The sequence below is a fragment of the Gephyromycinifex aptenodytis genome (genome assembly GCF_012277275.1).
Lineage (GTDB): Bacteria > Actinomycetota > Actinomycetes > Actinomycetales > Dermatophilaceae > Gephyromycinifex > Gephyromycinifex aptenodytis.
Window position 1 is genome coordinate 2,515,785 of sequence record NZ_CP051155.1, and the last position, 23,434, is coordinate 2,539,218.

Sequence of the window (23,434 nt, forward strand, 5' to 3'; positions counted from 1 at the left end):
ATGCCAGCTACGGCCCACCCGCCCGCCGACCGGCGCGACGACCCTTCGCCCACCCCGTGGCGCACCGAGGGCCTACCGGAGGCGAAGAAGAACGACAGCTCCGCTGCCGGACCGAAGAAACCCAACTGGCGGCGAATGCTCTTCTGGATCGCCACCCTTTACCTCATCGTGTTCGCGCTGACCTCGTTGCAGGACTCGGCAAACGGACCTAAAGAGGTCAGCTACACCGAGTTCACCAAGCAGGTCGACGCGGGCAACGTCAAAGAGGTGTACGCCAAGGGCGACACGATTCAGGGCACGCTGCGTGACGGCAAGAACCACCCCACCCTCGAAGGGGTGACCTACACCGACTTCTCGACCGAGATCCCGTCCTTCGCCGGTGAAGGCCTGGAACAGCGCCTGGCCGAGCACAACACGACCGTCACGGCTGAGCCGGTGGTCTCCCAGCGGGGCATCATCGGCAATCTGCTCATCTCGTTCCTGCCGATCCTGTTGCTGATCGCCTTCTGGATCTGGTTGTTCCGCAAGCAGGCCTCCATGATGGGCGGCGGCGGGCTCATGGGCGGCAAGAAGAAGGCTCCGGTGGACCCGGAGACGGTGCGGGTCACCTTCGATGATGTGGCCGGAATCGATGAGGTCGAGAACGAGATCTACGAGATCGTCGACTTCCTGAAGAACCCCGAGAAGTACCGCAAGGTCGGGGCGCGGGCACCTAAGGGTGTGCTGCTGGCTGGTGCTCCCGGTACCGGCAAGACGCTGCTGGCCCGGGCCACGGCCGGCGAGGCCGGGGTGCCGTTCTTCTCGGCCAGCGCCAGCGAGTTCATCGAGATGATCGTCGGTGTCGGCGCGCAGCGGGTCCGGCAGCTTTTCGAGGAGGCCCGCAAGGTTGCCCCCGCGATCATCTTCATCGATGAGATCGACACCATCGGCCGCTCCCGCGGCGGCTCGCGGGCGATGGGTGGGCACGACGAACGTGAACAGACCCTCAACCAGATCCTCACCGAGATGGACGGGTTCTCCGGCAGCGAAGGGGTCGTGGTGTTGGCGGCCACCAACCGCGCCGATGTGCTGGACGCGGCGCTGCTGCGCCCGGGCCGCTTCGACCGCACGATCCAGGTGCACGCCCCGGATGCTGCTGGGCGCGAGCAGATCCTGGCTGTCCACAGCCGGGAGGTGCCGCTGGCCGAGGACGTCGACCTCGGCGCCATCGCCAAGTCCACCCCGGGGATGACCGGCGCGGAGTTGGCCAACCTGGTCAACGAAGCGGCGCTGCTCGCGGCCCGCAACGACCGCACCCAGGTGACGTCCGCTGACATGTTCGAGGCCCTGGAGAAGGTGCAACTCGGCGCCGCGCGCAATGTCGTCATGCCTCCGGAGGAACGTCGCCGAACGGCCTACCACGAGGCCGGGCACGCCCTGTTGGGGATGCTGCAGCCCGGGGCCGACCCGGTGCGCAAGGTCTCGATCATTCCGCGCGGGCGGGCGCTGGGTGTCACCTTGTCCACGCCGGACACCGACCGGTACGGCTACGACGAGGAGTACCTGCGCGGACGCATCATCGGTGCGCTGGGCGGGATGGCCGCCGAGGAGGTCGTCTTCGGGGTCATCACCACCGGCGCCGAATCGGACCTGGACTCCAGCACCAACATCGCGCGCCAGATGGTGGGGCGTTGGGGGATGAGCGAGAAGGTCGGGCCGGTGCAGATCTACCCCACCGACGGCGACCCGCGCTCGGCAGGCTTCTCGGATTCGATCCTGGCTGCTGCCGATGATGAGGTTCGCCGGATCGTCGACGAGTGCTACGCCGAGGCGGTACGCCTGCTGCGGGAGCACCGCGACAAACTGGAACGCATCACGGGCGCCGTGCTGGAGAAGGAGACCCTGGACGAGGCCGAGGTGTACGCCGCCGCCGGCATCGAACGGCAACTGCCGGTAGAGGACTCCCCGATCCAGGGCAGCCCCGCCGTCCCGACGCGCGAACCGGCCCCGGCCGGGGAGGGTGCGCCTGCGTCGCAGGACTGATCAGGCTGGCCGGAGGCGGCCATCCGGCATCTGCCGGGTGGCCGCTTTCTCGTATCGGCAGCCGGCTACTTCGCGGCCGCGGGCGGTTGCAGAACCTGCGCGAACGCCAGCTGCAGGGTGTCGGCGATCGGCGGGTGCTGCGGGGCGTACTGGGCGTGCACGAAGGCCGCCCGGGTCACCGCGAGGGTGGCGGCGGCGATGAGGCGCGGGTAGGGGTCGTTGGGGTCGGCCTCGAGTCGTTGCGCGACGGCCGCAGAGAGCACCTTCTCCAGTTCCATCGTCATGCCGATCGTGGTCACGGACAGCTCCGGGTGGCGGGCGAAAACGTCGCGGCGGCGGCGGCGTAGCGCTTCGTCGCTGGTCAGAGTGCCGAAAGCAGCCAGCAGCACGGCCCGCAGCGCAGTGAGGATGTCCTCTGCTGCCGGACGCTTCAGCAGGTGCGCGGCCAGCCGCTCCGGCAGGTCGGGGCTGGCGCCGACGATCGCGGCGTCCTTGGTGGGGAAGTAGTTGAAAAAGGTGCGCGGGCTGACCTCGGCGGCGGCTGCGATCTGTTCGGTGGTGATGCCGGCGATGCCGTGTTCGGCGACCAGGTCCAAGGCGCAGTGGTGGATGCGGCGCCGCGTTTCGCGTTTCTTGCGTTCGCGAAGACCCTCGGTCTGTTCGCAGGACGGAAGCCCGTCGGGCTCTGAGTCGGGGGTCGCAGATGCGTCGAACGCGGGTGACGTCATGCCCCCATTATGCACCCACTGCAAATTTGCAGTGACTGCACCTTTGGTTCTATCCTCACGGAGTGACATCGACTCGAACAGACGCCGCAGCGTCGACACCGCCCACGGCGGAATACCAGCTTGATCCCGCAGGTAAGCGGGTCTTCATCGGCCTCATGCTCGGCATGTTGGTCGCCTCCATCAGCCAGACGATCGTCTCCCCGGCCATGCCGCGCATCGTCGCCGAACTCGGCGGGATGGAGCACTACAGCTGGCTTGCCACCTCGGCGATGCTCGTCTCGGCGATCGCCGTCCCGATCGTCGGCAAGTTGTCGGACCTGTACGGACGCCGCCCGTTCTACATCGGCGGCCTCATCGTCTTCATGCTCGGCTCGGTTCTGGCCGGCCTGTCGCAGAGCTTCTGGTTCCTCGTTTTCGCCCGGGTGATCCAAGGCCTCGGCATGGGTACCCTGATGCCGCTGTCGCAGACGATCATCGGCGACATCATCCCGCCGCGTCAGCGCGGTAAGTATCAGGGCCTGATGGGTGCGGTCTTCGGGCTGAGCTCCATCGTCGGGCCGCTGGTCGGCGGTTTCGTCACCGACCACTGGGGCTGGCGCTGGTTGTTCTACATCAGCCTGCCGGTCGGCCTGGCTGCGCTGGGCGCCATCGTGCGCTTCCTGCACCTGGAGCACGAACCACGCCACGCCAAGATCGACTTCCTCGGCATCACGCTGCTCACCGCCACCTTGCTCTGCCTGTTGCTCGCCACCTCCCTGGGCGGCACCACGTGGGCCTGGAGTTCCACCCAGATCGTCACCCTGTACGTTGCCGGGGTCGTGCTGCTCGGGCTCTTCATCTTCGCTGAGACCCGCGCCTCCGAGCCGGTCATCCCGCTGAGGCTGTTCCGCAGCACGGTGTTCACGTTCAGCAACCTGGCCAGCTTCGGGGTCTCGATGCTCATGTTCGGCGCCCTCATCTACATCCCGGTCTTCGCCCAGGGTGTCCTCGGGGTCAACGCCACCCAGTCCGGCCTCATCGTTATGCCGATGAGCGTGGCCATGATCGGGATGAGCATCATCTCGGGTCTGCTCATCACCAAGTTCGGCCGCTACAAGGAACTGACGATCGCCGGCGTGCTCATCATGGGGGTGGGCTACTGGCTGCTGACCCGGCTCGAATACAGCTCCTCGACCTTGCAGCTGACCGCGGCGATGATCGTCTTCGGTCTCGGCCTGGGCACTTCCATGCAGGTCTACACGCTGGTCGTGCAGAACGCGGTCATGCGTTCCGACCTGGGGGTGGCGACCGCCTCCACCCAGTTCTTCCGCAACGTCGGCTCGACGATCGGCATCGCGGTCTTCGGCACGGTCATGACGACCCGAATGACTACCGCGATCCCGGAGCACCTGCCCAAGGGTGCAGCCGCCAAGATGCCCCCCGGCGGCCTGGACGCCGGCGCCGTGCTCGACCCGGCATCGTTGAGCTCATTGCCGGGCCCGATCGCGGTCGCCGTCCGGCAGGGCCTGGCCGACGGTCTGCACGACGTGTTCCTGCTCGGCCTGCCGATCGTGGCGTTCGTCCTCATCGTCACGCTGCTCATCAAGGCGTTGCCGCTGCGCGACACCGTGCACACCCCGGAAGAAGCCGGTCGAGAGATGCTGGACGGCCTGGGTCAGTCCAGCGCCGATGACCAGCGCGTCCCGCTGGGACGTGAATCGGGCGCGACCCGAACCAAGGAGCGCCTGCTCGGTCTTCGGCTGCAGCTGGTCTGCCGTCAGGCCTCGCGTACGGACACCCCACTGCTGCGAGCGGCAGTTAGCGAACTCGGCAGCGGCGACTTCGGGCGCGGCCTGGCTCTGCTGGAACGCACCGCGCACATGCTCACGACCGAAGACCACGAGTCGGCCGCGCGAGCCGAGCGGTACGCGATCGACGTGGCCAAGATGGGCTCGCGCAAGGGCGGGGTGTTGTCTGCGCAACTGCGCGAAACCCTTGCTGCTGCGGCGACCGATCTGGAGGACAACCAGGTGTTGGCCGGCCCGGAACCGACCGTGGCTGATCGTTACGAGGGCGTCGACATGGAGGCCCTCACTCAGGTCGGGACCGAGCTGACCAGCGCGCTGCTCGTCGATCTGCACCGGCGGCCCTAGCCTGGTCAGGTGAGCCCCGCCTCGGATCCCCTCGTCGCGAGCCTGCTGAGCGCTGTGCAGGCCGCCCCCGATGACGTCCCGCTGCGACTGCACCTGGTCGCATTGCTGCAGGATCGGGGTGAGCCTGTCGAAGCTGTGCGTCAGACGGCCGCAGCGTTGGCTATCGATCCTGGCAACACCGAAGCACGCACGCAGATGCTGCGGCTACTGCGACCCGCTTCCGATACGAACGCCGATTCCGCACCGCTTGCCGGTGCGGGGTCGGCGTTCGCCGTCTCTGCCGAGACTGCTGCTCCCCACCAGGGCCAGTCGGCTGCGAGCGACGCGCGCTCGCCGGAGTCGCAGACCCCAGACTCCAGCCCGCTGGCCGAATCCACCCCGTCCGCCGACACCGACATGTCGAATGAGGCGACCGAGGAGGAACCGGACGATGCGCCCTGGGGCGTGGAGGACTCCGATGTGACCTTGGCCGACGTCGGCGGGATGTCGGTGGCCAAGGAAAACCTGGAAGCTGCCGTGCTCGCGCCGATGCGCAACCCCGAGCTGCGCCGGCTCTATCACCAGAGCCGTCGCGGTGGGGTGCTCATGTACGGGCCTCCCGGCTGCGGCAAAACCTTCTTGGCCCGCGCCGTCGCCGGTGAACTCGAAGCTCGTTTCCTGGCGGTCTGCCTGGGTGCGCTGAACGAGGAGAACGCCGAGTCCGAGATCGAAGCGGTCTTCGCCACCGCCCGCGAGCAGGCCCCGGTGCTGCTCTACCTCAAGCAGCTCGAAGCGCTCGGACGCCGGGGTCCCGCCCGCCGTGCCGCTACCGGGCGGGCCGTCAGCCAGCTCGCCGCCGAGCTCGACAAGGGCCCCGCCGGGAACTACGGGGTCACCGTGCTGGCCGCCAGCGACGCGCCCTGGGATGTCGACCCGGTGTTGCGCCGGCCCGGTCGCCTGGAGCGGACCCTGCTGGTACTACCGCCGGATCTGGAAGCCCGCGCGGTGATCTTCCAGCAGCATCTCGGCGCCGACGCCGCCCAGGTGGACGTGCACGAATTGGCGCTGTTCGCCGAGGGCTACTCCGGCGCAGACATCGCCGGGGCTGCCGAAGACGCCCGCAGCCGCGCCCGCGAAGAAGGACGCCCGGTCAGTCTCGAACAGGTACGCGCCGCCCTGCAACGGATCGAGCCCAGCGCCGACGCCTGGCTGGAGAAGGCGCAAGGAGCCTCGGGGCTGGACGCCGACGAGAGCGCCTATGTGGGACTGCGCGAGTACCTCAAATCACGCCCGCGCTGAAGCGGCGGCAGGGCGTTCAGTCTGCTGAGTCGGCCGCGCCCTCAGCGCCGGTCGCGAGTTCGGTGCGCAGCAACGAGCGGAAGACATCGGCGATGGTGAGCTTGCGCTGCAAGGTCTCCCATCGCAGGTCAACATCCTTGGTCACGGCGCTGAGTCGTTCCCGGGCTGCTTCCCGTTGACTGGGCTCGGCCTCGGCGTCGCGCAGGGTGTCCAGGTCGTTCAGGACCGTTCGCATCGCTTCCAGCGTGAAGTCCAGCGGTTTCATCTGCATGATCGATAGCAGCCGCTGCACGTCGACCTCGGAGTACATCCGGAAGCCGCCGCTGGTTCGACCGGCCGGGGTGATCAGCCCCGCCTCTTCGTAGTAGCGGATGCTGCGCACGGACAGCCCGATCCGCTTGGCCACCTCGCCGATTCGAAACCGCGGGGACAAATCGATCTCGGCCAGTTCAGCGCCGGTGAGAGCACGCTCCGGGGGACTCGTGAACGAGATGTCGAGGGCCGAGGCGCTGGAAGGCTCAGCGGGGCCACAAGTCTTGGTCACGATGCTCCTGGTCGCAGGTTGCACTGGGTAGGTAATGCTAACCGAGCCCTGAGCCCTACGGGTCATCAGTTGGGCCTTGGTGGGTCGCTCATCGCGGGCTTCAGTGGCGGCGCGACCCGCTGCACCCCGAACCAGGTGGTCGTCTTCACCTTCTCCAGCGCGTTGGCGGCGATCGCGGCGAAGGCTTGCAGCGTGGCCGTCCCCGGGTTGTAGTACGTCTCGTGCCCGAAGGTGGGAAGCAGAAAGGCACGTGCACCGTCGGGGCCGGTGATGGCGCGCGCGTACGGGGAGATGAACTTGATGCCGGGGATCTGCAAGACCTGACCGCCGAAGATGCCCAGAAGAGGCACGACGTCGCCGGGGGAGGCAGCAACGTACATGCGCCCGGGCGGCAACCGCAGGGTATGCAGATCGTTGGTGAACAACCCGGGACAACCAGAGACCATCGCCACGTCGAAGGCGTCCGTCTCGGCCAGGGCAAGTCCGACCACGGCGCCGCCGTAAGAGTGCCCGGAAGCCACCAGCCAGGCATCCTGTCGACACACCAGGCGCACGCCCTGCGCGCAACGCACCAGGTCAGGGGCGGCTTCGCGGGCGTAGCGGTCGTCTGCGGCCTGCCCCGGCATGATCAGGGAGAGTTTGCTGTCACCCAGCGCAGTGCGCACCGCGATGTCATAAGGAGCCTGATACCCGATCCAGTCGATGACGGCGACCTGCTCGGTGCCGCCGGCGTACCGGGCGGCCTCGTTGCGCAGGTTCGACATCCACTCCGCCTCTCGGAACAGGCGCAGGTCGACGGTCGTGGTGGCGCCGGGCACATGCACCACGACATGGGTGGCCGTCTCCAGCTCACCCAGCACGATCGCCGTCTTCAGCGGATAGGCGCGGGCATCCAACAGATACAGGTAGCGCTCGTGCAGTGGGGTGGTGACCTTCTCCAGCGCGGTGACGGTGCGGTCCTTCAGGCCCTTGGAATCGGCGGCGTCCTGACTGTCCTCCTCGGCTTGGGAAGCCGGGTCGAGCAGGGCCCGCAGTTTGAGCAAGCCGCGCAGGTCACGCAGTTCCTCCTCGCTGGGTCCTTCACCCTCCGGCATCCCGCCAGGTTCGGCCTGGGTCGCGCGACGCTCGATCTCGGCCTCCAACAGCACCATGTTGGCGCGGTGTCTGGCCAGGACAGGGAGACCGTCAGCCTGCCCGACCCAGGCGGGGGAGTGCACGATGATGTCTTCGCGGGTCGCCTCGTCCAGGCCTTGCCACCAGCGGTGAACGACGTCAGGGTTGTCGTTCGGCGGACGCAACGGGCGGTGCGCCCCGGTCGCGTCCAGCTCCGGGAACCGTTCGCGGGCCCCGAGGCTCTCGGTGCGCAGGTGCTCCACGAGCAGGCCTGCGGCGTACAGCGCGACATGGGTGCGCCGGTGGCGGACCTCTTCGGAGACCGCGTCGATTCCGCGCTGGGGTGCAGCCGTGCAGGCCCGCACATACTGCTCGTGCGCCGCAGTTGCTTCCACCAGGACCGCTTCGAGATCGGCGGCAGCTCGTTCCAGTGCCGCCGCCAGTGTGTCCTCCTCGCGCGAAGGGATCGCTTCAGCCACGGGTCTGCTCCCTCCAACTGTGAACACTCAACGGTATCCGCCCGTGTGGCCGGATGGCAGAGGCTGACCCTGGTGTCGAATGCTGAAACGGCCGCATGTCGTCAGGTGAGACATCGCTGTGTGGTAACAGCCAAGTGACCAGCAGATGATTTCTTTCTGGTGCGGCCGAAGCGCCGAGCCCGGTCCGTGTCGGCTCGAATCCGTTGCGTCCCAACCAGATCACTGCCGCCGCCTGAATCGAAGGTCTTCGAGCCGGACAACCGCGGCCCAAGAAGCCTCCTCGGGGGCGGGGTCGGGACGCTCGCAGGTGCCGTAAGTTGCCAAGCAATCCCCTCCGGCGCTCAACCATAGGACCGTTTCATGCCCGCTTTGCGTCTGCTCAGCACCACGAGTGCCCTCGCGATCGCTGCTGTCTTCATCCCCTCCGCCGCCCAAGCCGCACCCGAGACCACCGCGGTGGTGCAGGCGGGCGGGGGCGAGGCGAACAAGCGACCCGGCGCGCAGGCCCGCCGCTACCTGGGCGCCTCCGCTTCCCGAAACGCCTGGCATTCCGGCGCCTGGACCGGGGGGCACCTGGACGCCAAACGCGCCACCCGGTGGGGGACCTGGCGCGGTACCCCCTCCGACGTGGCGACCACCTACCCCGAGCGCCAGACCTGGCGCAAGATCAGCAACTCGACCTGGCACATCGACACCTACCGCGGTTTCCGCGGCCGCCTCATGTACGGGATGCCCCTCCTGCCGGCCGATGGCTCGGCGAACCTGGCCGACGTGGCCCGCGGTAAGCACGACGCCGTCTTTCGCAAGGTCGCCCGTGATCTGAAGTCACGCGGTCGGGGCAACGCCATCGTGCGTATCGGCTGGGAAGGCAACGGCCACTGGTATCCCTGGAGCGCCGACGCGAACAGCGCCAAGAACTACCAGGCGGCCTTTCGCCGCGCCTCCCGGGTCATGAAAAGCGCCGCGCCTGGTCTGGTCATCGACTTCGACATCAACTGCGGCTCGCCGCTGCGCGGGCAGAGCAACCGACTGGACAGCCTCACCAAGCTCTACCCCGGGGACGCCTATGTCGACCTCATCGGCTGCGATGTCTATGACTGGCACACCACCGGGGCGATCGACGAGGCGAGCTGGCGCAGGGCGTTGACGCCCAAGGATGCCCCCGGCCTGGCCGATGTGGCCCGCTTTGCCCGCGCTCGCGGCAAGGGAATGTCGGTGCCTGAGTGGGGGCTGGCCGCACCGCACGCCGGTGGCCACGGCGACAACCCGTTCTACATCACCAAGATGCGCCAGTTCTTCACGGCCAACGCCGACGTACTCGCCGTGGAGAGTTACTTCAACGAGCCCAAGGAGTACATCCGTAACTCGCTGTGGACCGAAGCTCCGCAGAACCCACTCTCGGCACAGGCTTACCGCCGCCTTTGGTGATCGCCCGCTTGCACACGCGAGGCGGCCCCCACCCGGATCAGTCGATGGGTGGGGGCCGCCTCATGTGTTCGCACCGCTGGGCGCCGCGGCCCAGAAGGCCTCAGGCGGCGTGACGCCGATTGGCCGGTGCTGCCGTGATCGCCTCGCGGTACAGGCCCTCGAATCGGTCCAGGGTCGCTTCGAGGTCGTGGGAGCGCACGATCTCCTGGCTGGCCAGCCCCATCCGATGCCGCAGCTCGGCGTCGGAGAGCAGCGTCGACAGGCGCAGCGTCAACTCCCCGATATCGCCGGGGGTGTACAGCCATCCGTTGCGCCCCGGGTGCACCAGGTGCGGCAGGGCCATCGCGTCGGCGGCCACCACAGGCTTGCCGGCGGCCATCGCCTCCAACGTCACCAGGCTCTGCAGCTCAGCGATGCCAGGCATGCAGAAAACGTCGCAGCGGCCGTACGCCGCCAGCAGCTCCTCCTCGGAGATGAAACCCCGAAAGACCGTGCGGTCGCTGATACCGCGCTGTTGGACCTGGGCCTTCCACTGTTCACGCATGGTGCCGTCACCCACGATCTCCAACTGGACCGGCAGCGAATCCGGCAGTGCGGCAACGGCGTCGATGAGTTCTCCGACCCGCTTCTCCTGATCCAGGCGCCCGACGAACAGGATGGTCGGCACGCTGGAAGGCGTCGCGTTCAAAGCTGCCTTGGCGTAAGGGGCGGCGTCGATCCCGCACGAGATGGGCAGCGCATCGGGGATTCCGGCCGAGGCAGCCAGCAACTCGGTCGCCCGAGGCGTGGGTGCGGTCACGACCTGTGCGTCGCCGAACACCCGCCTGAGGTCCCGCCAGGCCAGGCGTGATGCCAGGCGCCCCAACACTCCCGGGACCGGTATCGGCAACTGGTCGGTGAGGTTCTCCGGCATGAAGTGGTTGGTCGCCACCAACGGGATTCCCTGTTCGTGCGCCGACCGGCAGACGTAGCGCCCGACGATGAAGTGCGCCTGGGCGTGCACCACGTCTGGGCGCAGAGCGCGCACCAGCGAGGCGACCTCAGGCTTGGTCGACCACGGGGGGCTGATCCGGAACTCTTCGTGGAGGGGGTAACGCAGCGAACGGATACGGTGCACCACCACCCCGTCACGTTCCTCGACTCCGACGGGGCCGGTCGTTGAGGGGGCCGCGACATGCACCTCGTGGCCTCGCCCCACTAGACCGATGGACAACCGTTCGGCGAACCGGGCGGCGCCGTTGACGTCGGTTGGGTAAGTGTCGCAACCGAGCAGGATCTTCACGGACAGCTTCCTCTCTCACAGCGTTCGACCGGGGCGGCCGAGGTGGCAGGTAGGTGGTCAGATTCGGGGTGGTGGCGGGCGAGTAGGACGACCCCGACCGAGGCGACGAAGCCGGCAGCGAGCATCGACGCGGTGTGAACGGGGGCCAGGCGTGAGCCTTCGCCGAGGAAGGCGATCCCGAAGATGACCGCGATCATGGGGTCCACAACCGTCAAACAACCCAGGATCACCGCCGGCGGGCCGTTGGCGTGGGCGTGCTGGATCATCCAGCCGCCGACGGCGAAACCGGTCAGGACGGTGAGCGCGAGCCACAACACCGGGCCGGTCCAGGCCTCCCCTTGGGCGATAAGCATCGTGTCGGCGCGCAGCAACGCCGAGGACAGTCCGTAGATGACTGCGCCTCCGGTGGCCCAGGCCAGGCATCGTGACCAGCGGGGACCGAAACCGCCCACTGCGGCCAGGAACGCTGCCACCGCAGCCAAACCGGCGGCAGCGACCGCGATGTCGGAGGCGTCCAGTCGCGGGGCGCTGTGCCCATCACTTGCCGCTATCGCCACGAACACCACGACCGCCAGGACCGTCAACGCCACCGCACCGGCGACGCCCCGGCCGGGCAGAGCGCGGGCGCGGTGCGCCGCCAGCAGTACCGCAAACGGGATCGCCAGCACACCCACGGGCTGCACGATCGAGATCGGAGCCAAGGTCAAGGCGAGGATGTGCAGTAGCCCCCCGACGATCATGATCCCGACGCTGCCCAGCCAGCGCCCCGAGCGCAGCAGCGTGGCCATCTGGCGCACACCCACCACGCCACTGGTGTTGTTGTGGTCGCTGACCGTGCGCCCCACCGCCCGCGACTGCACCGTGGCCCCCAAGGCGAACACGGCTGCGGCGACCATCGCCAAAAGGACAGCGATGATGATGTTCATCGCGCTATCCCCCCGATCTGGTATCGCCTGGTCGTCGTCGTGGCGACGGTGTGGCCCTGCGACCGCGGTTCCGTCCGGGGCCAGCTTACGGGCGCGGCGCAGCCACGACTTCGGGGAATCCCCGGATCCCACCCCGAATACATGCAGTTCACAGGCACTGCCCAGAGTGGAGCGAGCACGGCTGCCCGCTATCCTCGTTCAGCTTGATGGCTCGCCGCGTGGCGGGAACGAACGGGACCAGAACGGGAGGTGACGTGGAAGCGTCCAGGACGTCTGCCGGCGCCACCGCCCACGTCGCTGACGGTCTCGTCCAGGCGAAGCTGACCAGTCCCGGGCTCACCGGCGCCACCGTGATGACCTGGGTGGCGCTCTCGCCCAGCCTCATCCCGCGCACCTGGTGGATGACGATGTTCAACGTCGGCCTGTGCGCCACCTACGGCTACGGCTTAGGTCTGCTGCTTGCGGTGCTGCTTCGGGCGATGGGCGCTCGGATCGGCCTGGTGGTTCGAGTCCGGGAGCGCCCAGCGATTTGGCTGCGGCGGCTCTGGTACCTCACGTTGGTGTTCAGCACGCTCTACTGGTGGTGGCAGAGCGTGCATTCTCAAGTTCGGATCGCCCGGCGGGTCGGGGTCAGCGCTGCACCGGTGGGGGACCAGGCGCTCGGCTTCGTTGCCGGTCTGGCGCTGTTCTGGCTGTTCCTCATGTTGGCGCGCGGAGTGCGCCTGCTGGGCCGGGTCGTGGGCCAGCTGCTGCGCCCGTTCACCCCGAGCCTGGTGGCCACGAGCGCCTCCGTGCTCATCGTCGCGATGCTGGTCGGGTTCGTCTCTAACGACGTGCTCTACGCCAACTTCGTCAAGGCGGCCACGAAGAAAGCCATCCAGGTCAACGCACAGACCCCCCCGGGGCGTCGTCCGCCCCACTCGTCGACCCGTTCGGCCGGACCCGGCTCGCCGGAGAGTTGGGCCAGTCTGGGTCGACAGGGGCAGGGCATCGTGGCCGACGGCCCGACCAAGGAACGCATCGAACAGGTGACGGGCCGCCCCGCCAAGGACCCGATCCGGGTTTACGCCGGGGAGAACGACGGCCGCAGCCTGGAGCAGACCGCGGACGCGGTCGTCGCCGAGTTGCACCGCACCCGGGCCTTCGATCGCAAGGTGCTCGTCGTCATCGTCCCCGCCGGCGAGGGGTGGATCCCGGAATGGCACCCCAGCGCGGTGGAGTTCCTCACCGGAGGCGACAGCGCTATCGCCTCCATGCAGTACACGTATCTGCCGAGCGCGCTCGCCTTCTACACCGACCTGGAGACCGCGCGTAAGGCCGGGCGGGTCCTCTTCGAGCGGGTAGAGGCCGCAGTGCAGGAACGACCCGCGCAGCGGCGCCCGAAGCTGTACATCGCGGGGGAGTCCCTTGGTGCCTACGGCGGCCAGGCGGCGTTCTCCAGCCCGGAGGATCTCCTGCAGCGCGTCGACGGGGCCGTCTGGACCGGTACCCCCCGGTTGAGCCCGATGTGGCAGACCCTGACGGCCCGGCGTCGAGAAGGCACCCCGGAGATCGCGCCGGTCGTTGACGATGGGCGCCACTTCCGCTTCTTCCTCCGCCCCGAGAATCTCGTCAACGACTTCTACGGCCGGCCTTTCGGTGCCTGGTCCAGCCCGCGGGTGGTGTTTGCGCAGTATCCGACCGACCCGATCGTGTGGTGGTCGTGGGATCTGATGTGGAAGGAACCGGACTGGGTGCGTGAGCGGGCCAGCCAGAAGGTGTCCCACATGCGGTGGGCGCCGTGGGTGACGTTCTGGCAGATCATGAGTGACATGCCGCGCTCGGTGCGGGTGCCCGGAGGCGAAGGCCACCGCTACCAAGAGGACCTGGTGCCGATGTGGGCCGGGGTGCTGGGGATGGATCCGCTGGCTGACTACGGGTCGATCCAGCGCGCGATGCGCGCCGACTACCGGGTGTACTGAGCCTGGGAAGTGCCTGCCGCCGAACGGGTCGCCTCGATGAGGTCGCAGGGCACCAGGGGGTAGCGCGGATCGGCGGGCAGCCCCGCGCAGGCGACGCTGCTCTCGGCGAAGATCTCGGACGGGGCGGTGAACTCGGATCGGGTCTGCCAGGCGCTCTGGCCGATGGCGCGAGCGAAAGCGACCCGCAGTTGCGGGGGCCAGGTGGAGGCGTGCGCGTGCGCGAGCTCGTGCTGGGCCGCGGCGGCCAACCGGGGACGGCCGCGCACCAGCACGATCTTTCGCTCGGACAACCGTGACATCGCCACCCCGTCCCGCCCGCCGACGGCTGCGACCCACTCCGGGGGAAGGGCGTCCTGGCAGGAGATGGACCACCCTGGGGGCAGCAGGGTGCGGTAGCTCAGCGCGACCTGCTCACAGTCCTGCGGTGCGGGTCGGCTCGGCGTTGCGGAGGCTGCGGGCGCTGACTGCACAGCCGGCGTTGACGGCGGAGGTGGCGGGCTCGGCTCGGCTGAGACGGAGCTCCCGATGATCACGAGCAGGACGGTTGCGACGAGGGCGAGACACGCAGGGCGAAGGAAATAGGGCATGAGGGGCCTCCGGTAGCGGAAGCCAGCAGCATGGCCCGGCCGGGCCCACCGAGGTCAGCACAATCCACAGGCGCAGGTGGTGCGGCGCCTTCCGGGTGCCCGCGGGCGCCGGGCAATCAGCTCACGGCTGGGGGAACATGCTCTTCCACGGTTGGTGCAACCGGAACTTCATGCCGGAGACCTCGGTGGGGGAGATCACCACGACATGCTGCTTCTCCGAACGGATCCACGGCCGCAACCGCATCTGGTCGGCCCAGAGCGCTTCTTCGTGGGCGAGTTCGCTCGCCTTGCCGCGCACAATGATGCTTGCTGCCCACTCCGGGCCGATGTCGTCCACCTCGAAGACGACGTCGGGGTTCTGCAGCACCCCGAGCAGTTTGTTGCCCTCACCTGTCCGGAATACGAGACGACGATCTTCGACCGCATAGTTGATCGGCGCGATGTTCACCTGGCCGTCGAGCTGGTAGGCCAGCCGCCCGAACTCCTTGCTCCCCAGCAGGTCCCAGCACTCGTCGGGGGTGAAAGAGACGATCTCTTTGGCCATGGCGCGTCCTCGATGCATCGGTGGCCGCACCGTCGCGGCCGAGGGCTTCAAGCCTACGGCGAGTACGGCCGCGAAAGGCGAGTCGTTAGGCTGTGGTCATACGCACCCCGAGATCGATGGGTGCGGTGCGCCCCCGAGGGGGCGTGTTCCCCGGTTGTGGGCCACTGCTGGTCCCCCGGCGCGCGCGATGCGAAGTCTGAGTTGGATTGCTGTTGCGCGGCTGATTACGCAATGACGCGTGCATGTCCTATGCGCCGACCGGGCGAAATGACCGTTACTACGTGAGGACTGTATGAGTTCATCTCCACCGCCATCGTCATCCGAGGTGCAGGACGAGGTCAGTCCCGACGGGCCCGGTCGGCTTTACCCGCGGGTCTTCATCCCCGCCGCTGCCCTCATCATCGCTTTCGTCGCCCTGGCCGCGCTGGCTCCGACATGGCTGGCCAGCGTCCTGGACAAGGCCAACACCACCGTCGTCAACGGCCTCGGCTGGTACTACGTCCTTCTTGTCACCGGCTTCGTGGTCTTCTGCATCGTCCTGGGCTTTTCGCGGCTAGGCGATGTACGGCTGGGCCGAACCGATGACGAGGAGCCCGAGTACGGGCTGTTCTCGTGGTTCTCCATGCTCTTCGCTGCCGGTATGGGTATCGGTCTGGTGTTCTGGGGCGTTGCCGAGCCGCTCAACCACTTCGCCGCGCCGCCGCCGGGGGCACCGCAGGGTTCGCCCGCCGAGATGGCGCAGAGTGCGATGACCACGACCTTCCTGCACTGGGGTCTGCACGCCTGGGCGATCTATGTCGTCGTCGGGCTCTCGGTGGCCTACGCCGTACACCGCAAGGGCCGCCCGGTCTCCATCCGGTGGGCTCTGGAGCCGCTGCTCGGTAAGCACGCCGAAGGCTGGATCGGTGACGCAATCGACGTCGTCGCGATCGTCGGCACATTGTTCGGCGTCGCCACCTCGTTGGGCTTCGGCGTCACCCAGCTCGCAGCGGGTCTGTCCTACCTGGGCATCATCGAGCCCAGCATCTGGCTGCTGCTCGGCCTCATCGTCATCATCACCGTATTGGCGGTGACCTCGGTCGTCAGCGGCCTGGACAAGGGCATCAAATGGCTGTCCACCGGCAACCTCGTGCTCGCCGGAGTGCTCATGCTCGCGCTGCTGCTGTTGGCGCCCTCACCGGTGTTCATCCTGCGTGAGTTCGTCCAGAACATCGGCGCCTATATCCAGAACTTCGTCGGTCTGAGCTTCCGCACCATGCCCTACCAGGGTGGGGCCGGTGAGACTTGGCTCGGTGGCTGGACCACCTACTACTGGGGCTGGTGGATCAGCTGGTCTCCCTTCGTCGGTATCTTCATCGCCCGCATCTCGCGGGGCCGTACGGTGCGTCAGTTCGTCGCCGGTGTGCTGCTCGTCCCGACGATGTTGACCTTCCTGTGGTTCTCCATCCTCGGCGGGCTCGGCCTGTACCGGCAGGTCTTCGGCGAGAAGGACCTCATCGACGCCGAAGGCGGCGTGGACACCAACTCCTCGCTGTTCCACGTCATCGACAACCTGCCGGCCTCCGCCCTGATCGCCGGGTTGTTCCTCATCCTCATCGTCGTCTTCTTCGTGACCAGCTCGGACTCGGGCTCGTTCGTGGTCGACATGCTCGCCAACGGCGGCAGCCCCAACCCTCCGGTGTGGAGCCGGATGTTCTGGGGCGTCCTGGAGGGCGCCGTCGCCGCGGTGGTTCTCTACGCCGGGTATACAACGGGCGAACTGGAAAGCGGACTACGCGCCTTGCAGATCCTGGCGATCCTGGTGGCAGCACCGTTCTCGTTGGTCATGATCGCCATGTGCATTTCGACCGCACGCGCGCTGCACGGTGAGTACGTCGCCACCGAACGCCGCCGCCGCCTCATCGAGCACCGCGAGCTGCAGCAGGTCATCGACGACGAGGACGAAAGCGGAAGCACGGCTGTGCAGCCGCCCGCGCGCGTCTGAGCGTGGTGTGATGCTCCCGGAACCGTCGTATCCGGGAGGGGGCCCCCGTGGCCACGAGAATTGCCCGCAGACTGCTCAAGGCACTGGGAGTCGCGCTGTGCGTGGTTCTGGTGCTGGCCTTCGGCGCAGTCTCCTGGCTGCGCGTCGTCACCCCCGGACAGGACACCGGTCAACTGCAACTGACCGGGCTGTCCGGGGACGTGACGGTGACGCGGGACGCCTGGGGTGTTCCCCACATCCGCGCCGAGCATGACGCCGACGTGTACTTCGCGCTCGGGGTCGTGCACTGGCAGGACCGCGCCTGGCAGATGGACGTGCAACGACGCATCACTCAGGGCCGTCTCTCCGAAATCCTCGGGGAGGCGGCCCTTACGCGTGATGAGTTCCTGCGCACGATGGGATTCCAGCGCGCCGCCGAGTCAGCGTTACCGGCGCTTTCCCAGCAGAGTCGGGCCGTGGTGGCCGCCTACACCGCCGGTGTGAACGCCGGAATGTCACTGGGGCGGCCCGCGCCGGAGTTCCGCATCCTCGGTTACACCCCGCAGCCGTGGACCGAGGTCGACTCCATCGCCTGGAGCAAGCTGATGGCCTACGACCTGGGCGGCAACTACGTCGATGAGATCCTCGGCGCGAAAGCGGTACAGCGGTTCGGGCCCTCGGGTCTGGACCAGGTGAGCCTGCCCTACCCCAAGGACGGCCCGACGGTGCTGTCGGCAGCAGAGATCGCTCAAGCGGGCTTGCCGCGCGGGGCCAAGACCAAACCCCAGCCCGCACCGGCGAAGGTGAGCCCTGGTCGCAGCGCCGCCGTCCGAGACCCGGGCTATTCGGGCGCTGCGGTGGCTGCGGTCGCTGAATCGGCGGGGTTGGCGCGCTTCACCGAGGCCGGCGCCGAGCTGGGGATGGTGCCCGAACCGGGCAAAGGCAGCAACAACTGGGTGCTCTCCGGCGCCCACACCGCCTCCGGGAAGCCGCTGCTGGCCGATGATCCGCACCTGGGGTTGCCGAACCCGATGCTGTGGTACCTGGCGGAGCTGCACGGGCCGGGGGTGCACAGCATCGGCGCCACCATCCCGGGGTTGTCTGCGGTCGTCATCGGGCGCAACGACACCATCGCTTGGGGCGTGACCAATACCGGCCCGGACGTGCAAGACCTCTACGTCGAACCCGCCGACGCGCCGCTGCGCACACGGGTGGAAACCATCGGCGTCAAGGGAAAACCGGACGTGCACCTCACCGTCGCCGAGTCTCGACACGGACCGATCATCAGCGGCATCGGCGCGAAGGACCTCGGCGAACGCGTGGCGCTGCGCTGGACCGCGCTCGATCCCGGCGACACCACCCTGGACGCCTTCATCGGCATCAACACAGCAACCTCGTGGGAAGAGTTCCGGGAGGCGATGCGCCACTACGTGGCACCGAGCCAGAACTTCGTCTACGCCGACGTGACAGGCAAGATCGGCTATCTCGCGCCGGGGCGGATCCCGATCCGGCACTGGCCGGGGACCCTGCCGGTGCCCGGGGACGGCAACCACGAGTGGAGCGGCTACATACCGTTCGAGGAGCTGCCGCAGGTGCTCGACCCCGGTGACGGCATGGTTGTCACCGCCAATAATCAAGTGCCGCCGGACTCCTACCGGCACACCGTGGCCAACCCCCGCATGTGGGCCGAACCGCACCGGGCCACCCGCATCCTGCAGCTGTTGCGTGGACGCAGCGAACTCACCGTCGATGACATGAGCGCCATCCAGCTCGACACCCGCAGCCTGGCGTGGGAGCAGCTCCGCGCGCCGCTGCTGGCCACCGCACCGGCCGACGCGCAGTCGGCAGCTGCCCTGGAACAGCTGCGCGACTGGGACGGTGTGCAAGACCTGGACAGTGTCGCCGCCAGCCTCTACGAGGCCTGGCTGGTGCAACTGCGGGCGATGGCCCAGGACGAGTTCGGCCCTGATGTCGACCTACGCCCGAGTGTCGTCGCGGCCAACCTGCAGCGATCGGCTCCGGTCTGCGCCGATGAAGTAGCCGGGATCCGCGATTGCCCCGAGCTGCTCACCCACACCCTGGCCCAGGCCATCCAGTCGCTGCGCGAGCAGCACGGCAGCGATCAGGAGCGTTGGGCCTGGGGTCGGGTGCATCAGTTGAGCAACCGGCACACAGCCTTCGCCGACATCCCGGTGTTGGGGCGGATCTTCGGCTCCAGCTGGCCGGCCGCTGGCGGGACGAACACCGTGAACGTGGCCCGCCCCTACGACGCGCAACTGCAGTCCCGCACCGGACCCGGTTACCGGCAGATCATCGACCTGTCAGATATGAACGCCAGCCGCTATGTGGGCGTCTCCGGCCAAGGAGGCAGCCCCTTCCATCCGCACCACACCGACCAATTGCAGCTGCATCAGCAGGGTCGATACCTGCCGATGAGCACCGACCCTGCCGATTGGGGATCCGTTCGCACCCTGCGACTTTCGCCCCCAGGGTGAGCATGGCTGCCCACCGACAGCAGGTCGCCTCCGGCTGCCCCCGCCTGGGCGAGACTGCGGGGGCGCGCCCCCGGGCCAGGAACGATCCGTTCCGGCCCGGGCTGAAGCAGGCAGAGGGTGTGGGTAGGATCACCAGGCGCGTGACCGCAGCCCGGCTTCCGCCGTGCTTGCCCCGGCGGAAGGACCCCGATGAGTGATAACGCCACCTACCGACTTGCGAACACCACCCTGCTCGCGGCCTGCTCGGTAGACGCCCCAGAGGTCATCACCTCCGAAGATCTCGACGCCCGGCTGGCGCCCGCCTACGAGCGGTTCGGCCTCAAGGGAGGTCGCATCGAGGGCTTGGCCGGGGTGGCCGAACGACGCTGGTGGCCCAAGGGTGAGGACTACACCGACGGCGCCATCGAGGTCGGACGCCTCGCGTTGCAGGAAGCCGGGGTCGACCCCGACGAGGTGGGGCTGCTCATCAACGCCTCCGTCACCCGGCCGCATCTGGAACCCTCGATCGCCTCCCGAGTCCACCACCACCTCGGCCTGCCGACCCGATGCCTCAACTTCGACATCACCAACGCCTGCCTCGGTGTGGTCAACGCCCTGCAGGTGGCCGGCACCATGATCGATGCCGGCCAGATCGAGTACGCGCTCATCGTCGCCTCCGAGGGCGCGCGCAGCATGCAGGAAGACACCATCGAGCGGCTGCTGCGTGATGACGCCCGCCGTGAAGAGGTCAAAGAAGCCTTCGCCACGATGACGCTGGGCTCCGGCGCCGTCGGGCTGGTCCTGGCCCGAGCCGACCGGCACGAGGAAGGCCACCGGATCATCGGCGGGCTCAGCCGTGCCGGCACCGCCCACCACGAGCTGTGCGTCGGGTCGATGTCGGGCATGCGTACAAACTCCCGGAAGCTCTTCGTCGAAGGCCTGGCGTTGGCGACGGAGGCGTGGAAGGACGCCCTGGCGGACTTCGACTGGCAGGACATGGACTGGTACGTCGCCCACCAGACCTCCCTGGTGCACATCGACGGGCTGTGCCAGACCCTCGGGCTGGACCGGGCCAAGTTCCCCACCACCATCGAGCGGTACGGCAACATCGGCCCGGCCGCGCTGCCGTTCACCCTGGCCAAGCAGGTACCGAACATCGAGCGGGGGCAACGGGTGCTGCTGATGGGGATCGGGTCGGGGCTGAACACTTCCTTCACCGAGCTCGCGTGGTGAACTCCCAAAACTCCGTAGCTGCCGAGGCGCCGCAGCTTGGGCGCCTGCCCGGTATGGACCCGGCCTGGTCCCAGTTCGTTGCGGCCCCCGACGCCGAAGGCATCACTCGGCGCTGGCACGTGCTGATGACCGGCACCGGTGAAGCGGGCACCTTGCTCGCCGTGCACGGCAACCCCACCTGGAGCTACCTGTGGCGGGGCCTGCTGGCAGCCGCCCCGGCAGGGTGGCGGGTGATCGCTGTCGACCAGCTCGGCATGGGCTACTCCGAACACCCCGGCGGTGACCTGGCGCACCCGCGCCGGTTGCTCCAACGCATCGGCGACCTCAGTGGGCTGACCGACGCGCTCGGAATCACCGGCGAGCACCGCGAGCCGGGCAATCGTGCCCCGGTCATCGTCGCCGGTCACGACTGGGGCGGCCTGGTCGCGACCGGCTGGGCCGGTCGCCACCGCGACGTCCTCTCCGGGATCGTGTTGGCCAACACGGCCGTGCATCACGACTTCGATTCCGGCCTGCCCGCCCCGCTCACCTTCGCCCACTCTCAGCGCCTGCTGCGGCGGGTGTGCGTGGACACGCCGCTGTTCGTCGCCGGAGCCACCGCGATCAGCAGTCCGCGCCCCAGCGCCCAGATCCGCCAGGCCTACGCCGCCCCTTACCGCAGTGCGGCACAGCGGGAGTTCGTGGGCCAGTTCGTCGCCGACATCCCCGCCGCGCCCTCCCACCCCACTCGAGCCGGGTTCGCCGAGGTCGCCGAGGCGGCCTCACGGCTGGGCGCTGCCGGAGTGCCCGCGCTGCTGTTGCGCGGCGCCAAAGATCCGGTCTTCTCCGAGGCGCATTTGCGCGACCTCATCGCCCGCATGCCGCAGGCCGACGTGCACCGCTACGAAGGCGCCTCCCACCTGGTGCTCGAAGACGCCCCGCGCAGCGCCACCGACATCTGGACCTGGGTCGGGGCGCGGATCGAGGGCCGCCGCGATACCGACCCGGCAGGTGACCCGCAACGGTTACCGCAATCGGATGGGGCGATCGGCACCGCGCAGGAGCCGTGGCTGCTGCTGCGCCGCCGCGCCGAGCAGACACCGCAGGACATCTGCGTTGCGGAGGTCCGTTCGGGGCGCCGCGTCACCTTCGCGCAGTTCGAACAGGACGTGCTCGCCGTCGCCCACGGGCTGCGCGAGGCGGGAGTGGCCGCCGGCGATCGGGTCGCGTTGCTGGTGCCGCCCGGTATCGACCTCACCGTCGTGGTGTACGCCTGTTGGCGCCTGGGCGCGGTCATCGTCGTCGCCGACGCCGGCCTGGGGCTGGCCTCGATGGGACGTGCCCTGCGAGGTGCAGGTCCGGCCCATGTGGTGACCATCCCTAAGGGCCTCGCCGCCGTGATGGCCATGCGCGTCCCGGGACAGCGCATCGTTGTGGGCCAGGTGCCCGCCGGGGTGCGTCGCGCCGCCGGGGTCAGCACCGACCTAGAGCAGATCCGCAGTCGCGGGCGGGCGCTGGCCGCCTGCGAACCGGACCTCGTCCCGCAACCGCCGCTATCGGACAACCCCGACGCGGCGGTGCTGTTCACCTCCGGGGCGACCGGCCCGAGCAAGGGCGTGGTGTACCGCCTGGAGCAGCTCCGGGCCCAGATCGGGCATGTCGGGCAGGTCTTCGGCCTGGTGGACGCCCCCCGGGATCGGCGGCTCGTGGCCGCCTTCGCGCCGTTCGCCCTGTACGGACCGGCGTTAGGGGTCGGGGCGGTCGTGCCCGACATGGACGTCACGGCGCCGGGTTCTTTGAGCGCCGCCGCGCTCGCTGAGGCGGTGCGCACCCTGCAGGCCAGCACGGTGTTCGCCTCACCGGCGGCGCTGCGCAACGTCTTGCGCACCAGCACTGACCTGAGCGCTGCGGACCAGGAGGCGCTGAACGGGGTGCGGTTGTTGACCTCGGCGGGCGCGCCGGTGCCCTCGGATCTGCTGCGCGAGCTGCGGGCCGTCTTCCCGAACGCGAGCATGCACACCCCGTACGGGATGACCGAGTGTCTGCCCGTCGCCGACATCACCCTTGAAGAGATCGACGAGTTGGAAGCTCGCGGACTCACTGGCCAGATGGGCGGGACCGCCGGCGGGGTCGCCGTCGGACACCCGCTGCCGGGCGTGCAGGTGATGATCGCCCCGTTGCCGAAGAACCCGGACGAAGCCGACGGTGAACTCACCAGCAGGCCGGGGGTCACCGGTGAGATCTGTGTGCGCGCCACCCACGTCAAGGACCGCTACGACCGGTTGTGGGCCACCGAGCAGGCCAGCGCCGCGCACCCGCCCGGTTGGCATCGCACCGGCGACGTCGGCCACCTCGACGAGCAGGGTCGGTTGTGGGTCGAAGGTCGGCGGGTGCACGTCGTGCACACCGCAGAGGGCCCGGTGACGCCGGTCGCGCTCGAGCAGCGCTGCGAACGCCTGCCGGAGGTGGCCTCGGCCGCCGTCGTGGGGGTCGGCCCGATCGGCGCCCAGCAGGTGGTCGTCGTTCTCACTTTGGAACAGGCCGGGTCCCGGCCGCCGGTCCTGGCGCCACCCTCGGTGGCCGAAGAAGTGCGCCGGTTGGCGGGGGAGATGGGGCAGGCGGTGGCGGCTGTCCTCGTGGCTGCCCGGATGCCGGTCGACATCCGTCACCAGAGCAAGATCGACCGGAGCTTGCTGGCCCGTTGGGCCCAGGACGTTCTTGCCGGTCGTAAACCCCCCAGCTGGTGAGGTCGAGATGCGCG

Annotated in this window: 16 protein-coding genes; 9 read left to right on the top strand and 7 right to left on the bottom strand. The window is 68.5% G+C overall.

What is annotated here, in order from left to right; all coding sequences use genetic code 11:
- Window positions 1-2,022: an ATP-dependent zinc metalloprotease FtsH gene (gene ftsH / locus G9V96_RS10845; RefSeq protein ID WP_168583036.1), complete on the top strand. Its 2,022-nt coding sequence runs from the start codon at window positions 1-3 to the stop codon at window positions 2,020-2,022.
- 65 nt (window positions 2,023-2,087) lie between these two features.
- On the opposite strand, the gene G9V96_RS10850 is transcribed toward ftsH, so the two are convergent.
- On the bottom strand, window positions 2,088-2,750 hold the full coding sequence (locus tag G9V96_RS10850) for an acyl-CoA-like ligand-binding transcription factor (protein ID WP_168583037.1): 663 nt from the start codon (window positions 2,748-2,750) through the stop codon (window positions 2,088-2,090).
- Between the two features lie 62 nt (window positions 2,751-2,812).
- Here G9V96_RS10850 and G9V96_RS10855 point away from each other — a divergent pair, with 62 nt between their 5' ends.
- Together G9V96_RS10855 and G9V96_RS10860 are read left to right on the top strand one after the other, a co-directional pair.
- Window positions 2,813-4,882, top strand: a complete 2,070-nt coding sequence (locus G9V96_RS10855; protein WP_264318432.1) for an MDR family MFS transporter — start codon at window positions 2,813-2,815, stop codon at window positions 4,880-4,882.
- Between the two features lie 9 nt (window positions 4,883-4,891).
- A complete protein-coding gene (locus tag G9V96_RS10860; RefSeq protein WP_168583038.1) occupies window positions 4,892-6,160 on the top strand; it encodes an AAA family ATPase in 1,269 nt (422 codons plus the stop codon).
- 16 nt (window positions 6,161-6,176) lie between these two features.
- Here G9V96_RS10860 and G9V96_RS15255 read toward each other — a convergent pair whose 3' ends face one another.
- Both G9V96_RS15255 and G9V96_RS10870 read right to left on the bottom strand, forming a co-directional pair.
- The gene (locus tag G9V96_RS15255) at window positions 6,177-6,704 is read right to left on the bottom strand and encodes a MerR family transcriptional regulator (RefSeq protein WP_319643809.1); all 528 of its coding nucleotides are present in this window, start codon (window positions 6,702-6,704) and stop codon (window positions 6,177-6,179) included.
- A 65-nt stretch (window positions 6,705-6,769) separates the two neighbouring features.
- Window positions 6,770-8,296 carry an alpha/beta hydrolase gene (locus G9V96_RS10870; RefSeq protein WP_168583040.1) on the bottom strand — a complete coding sequence of 509 codons (1,527 nt, stop codon included), beginning with the start codon at window positions 8,294-8,296 and terminating at the stop codon, window positions 6,770-6,772.
- 360 nt (window positions 8,297-8,656) lie between these two features.
- On the opposite strand from G9V96_RS10870, the gene G9V96_RS10875 reads away from it, so the two are divergent.
- The gene (locus G9V96_RS10875; protein WP_168583041.1) at window positions 8,657-9,724 is read left to right on the top strand and encodes a glycoside hydrolase family 26 protein; all 1,068 of its coding nucleotides are present in this window, start codon (window positions 8,657-8,659) and stop codon (window positions 9,722-9,724) included.
- Between the two features lie 100 nt (window positions 9,725-9,824).
- Here G9V96_RS10875 and G9V96_RS10880 read toward each other — a convergent pair whose 3' ends face one another.
- Entirely contained in the window at window positions 9,825-11,006 is a 1,182-nt protein-coding gene (locus G9V96_RS10880) for a glycosyltransferase (protein WP_168583042.1), read from the bottom strand.
- The gene (locus G9V96_RS10885; RefSeq protein WP_168583043.1) at window positions 11,003-11,932 is read right to left on the bottom strand and encodes a hypothetical protein; all 930 of its coding nucleotides are present in this window, start codon (window positions 11,930-11,932) and stop codon (window positions 11,003-11,005) included. Before G9V96_RS10885 ends, G9V96_RS10880 begins: the two co-directional genes overlap by 4 nt.
- Window positions 11,933-12,186: 254 nt before the next feature.
- Between G9V96_RS10885 and G9V96_RS10890 the strand changes: the two genes are divergently transcribed.
- Window positions 12,187-13,893 (top strand): alpha/beta hydrolase, encoded by a 1,707-nt coding sequence (locus G9V96_RS10890; RefSeq protein WP_168583044.1) that lies wholly within the window; start codon window positions 12,187-12,189, stop codon window positions 13,891-13,893.
- On the opposite strand, the gene G9V96_RS10895 is transcribed toward G9V96_RS10890, so the two are convergent.
- Both G9V96_RS10895 and G9V96_RS10900 read right to left on the bottom strand, forming a co-directional pair.
- Window positions 13,878-14,363, bottom strand: coding sequence for a hypothetical protein (locus tag G9V96_RS10895; protein WP_168583045.1), 486 nt, complete (start codon window positions 14,361-14,363; stop codon window positions 13,878-13,880). The two genes, G9V96_RS10890 and G9V96_RS10895, sit on opposite strands and share 16 nt — an antisense overlap.
- Before the next feature lie 238 nt (window positions 14,364-14,601).
- The gene (locus G9V96_RS10900; RefSeq protein ID WP_168583046.1) at window positions 14,602-15,024 is read right to left on the bottom strand and encodes a pyridoxamine 5'-phosphate oxidase family protein; all 423 of its coding nucleotides are present in this window, start codon (window positions 15,022-15,024) and stop codon (window positions 14,602-14,604) included.
- A 292-nt stretch (window positions 15,025-15,316) separates the two neighbouring features.
- Here G9V96_RS10900 and G9V96_RS10905 point away from each other — a divergent pair, with 292 nt between their 5' ends.
- The 4 genes from G9V96_RS10905 to G9V96_RS10920 all read left to right on the top strand — a co-directional run bounded on the left by G9V96_RS10905 (window position 15,317) and on the right by G9V96_RS10920 (window position 23,420).
- Window positions 15,317-17,008: a BCCT family transporter gene (locus tag G9V96_RS10905; RefSeq protein WP_168583047.1), complete on the top strand. Its 1,692-nt coding sequence runs from the start codon at window positions 15,317-15,319 to the stop codon at window positions 17,006-17,008.
- 47 nt (window positions 17,009-17,055) lie between these two features.
- On the top strand, window positions 17,056-19,482 hold the full coding sequence (locus tag G9V96_RS10910) for a penicillin acylase family protein (RefSeq protein WP_210424391.1): 2,427 nt from the start codon (window positions 17,056-17,058) through the stop codon (window positions 19,480-19,482).
- 189 nt (window positions 19,483-19,671) lie between these two features.
- Entirely contained in the window at window positions 19,672-20,694 is a 1,023-nt protein-coding gene (locus G9V96_RS10915; protein ID WP_168583048.1) for a 3-oxoacyl-ACP synthase III, read from the top strand.
- Window positions 20,688-23,420: an alpha/beta fold hydrolase gene (locus G9V96_RS10920; RefSeq protein ID WP_319643810.1), complete on the top strand. Its 2,733-nt coding sequence runs from the start codon at window positions 20,688-20,690 to the stop codon at window positions 23,418-23,420. Before G9V96_RS10915 ends, G9V96_RS10920 begins: the two co-directional genes overlap by 7 nt.
- The last annotated feature ends 14 nt before the right edge of the window (window positions 23,421-23,434 follow it).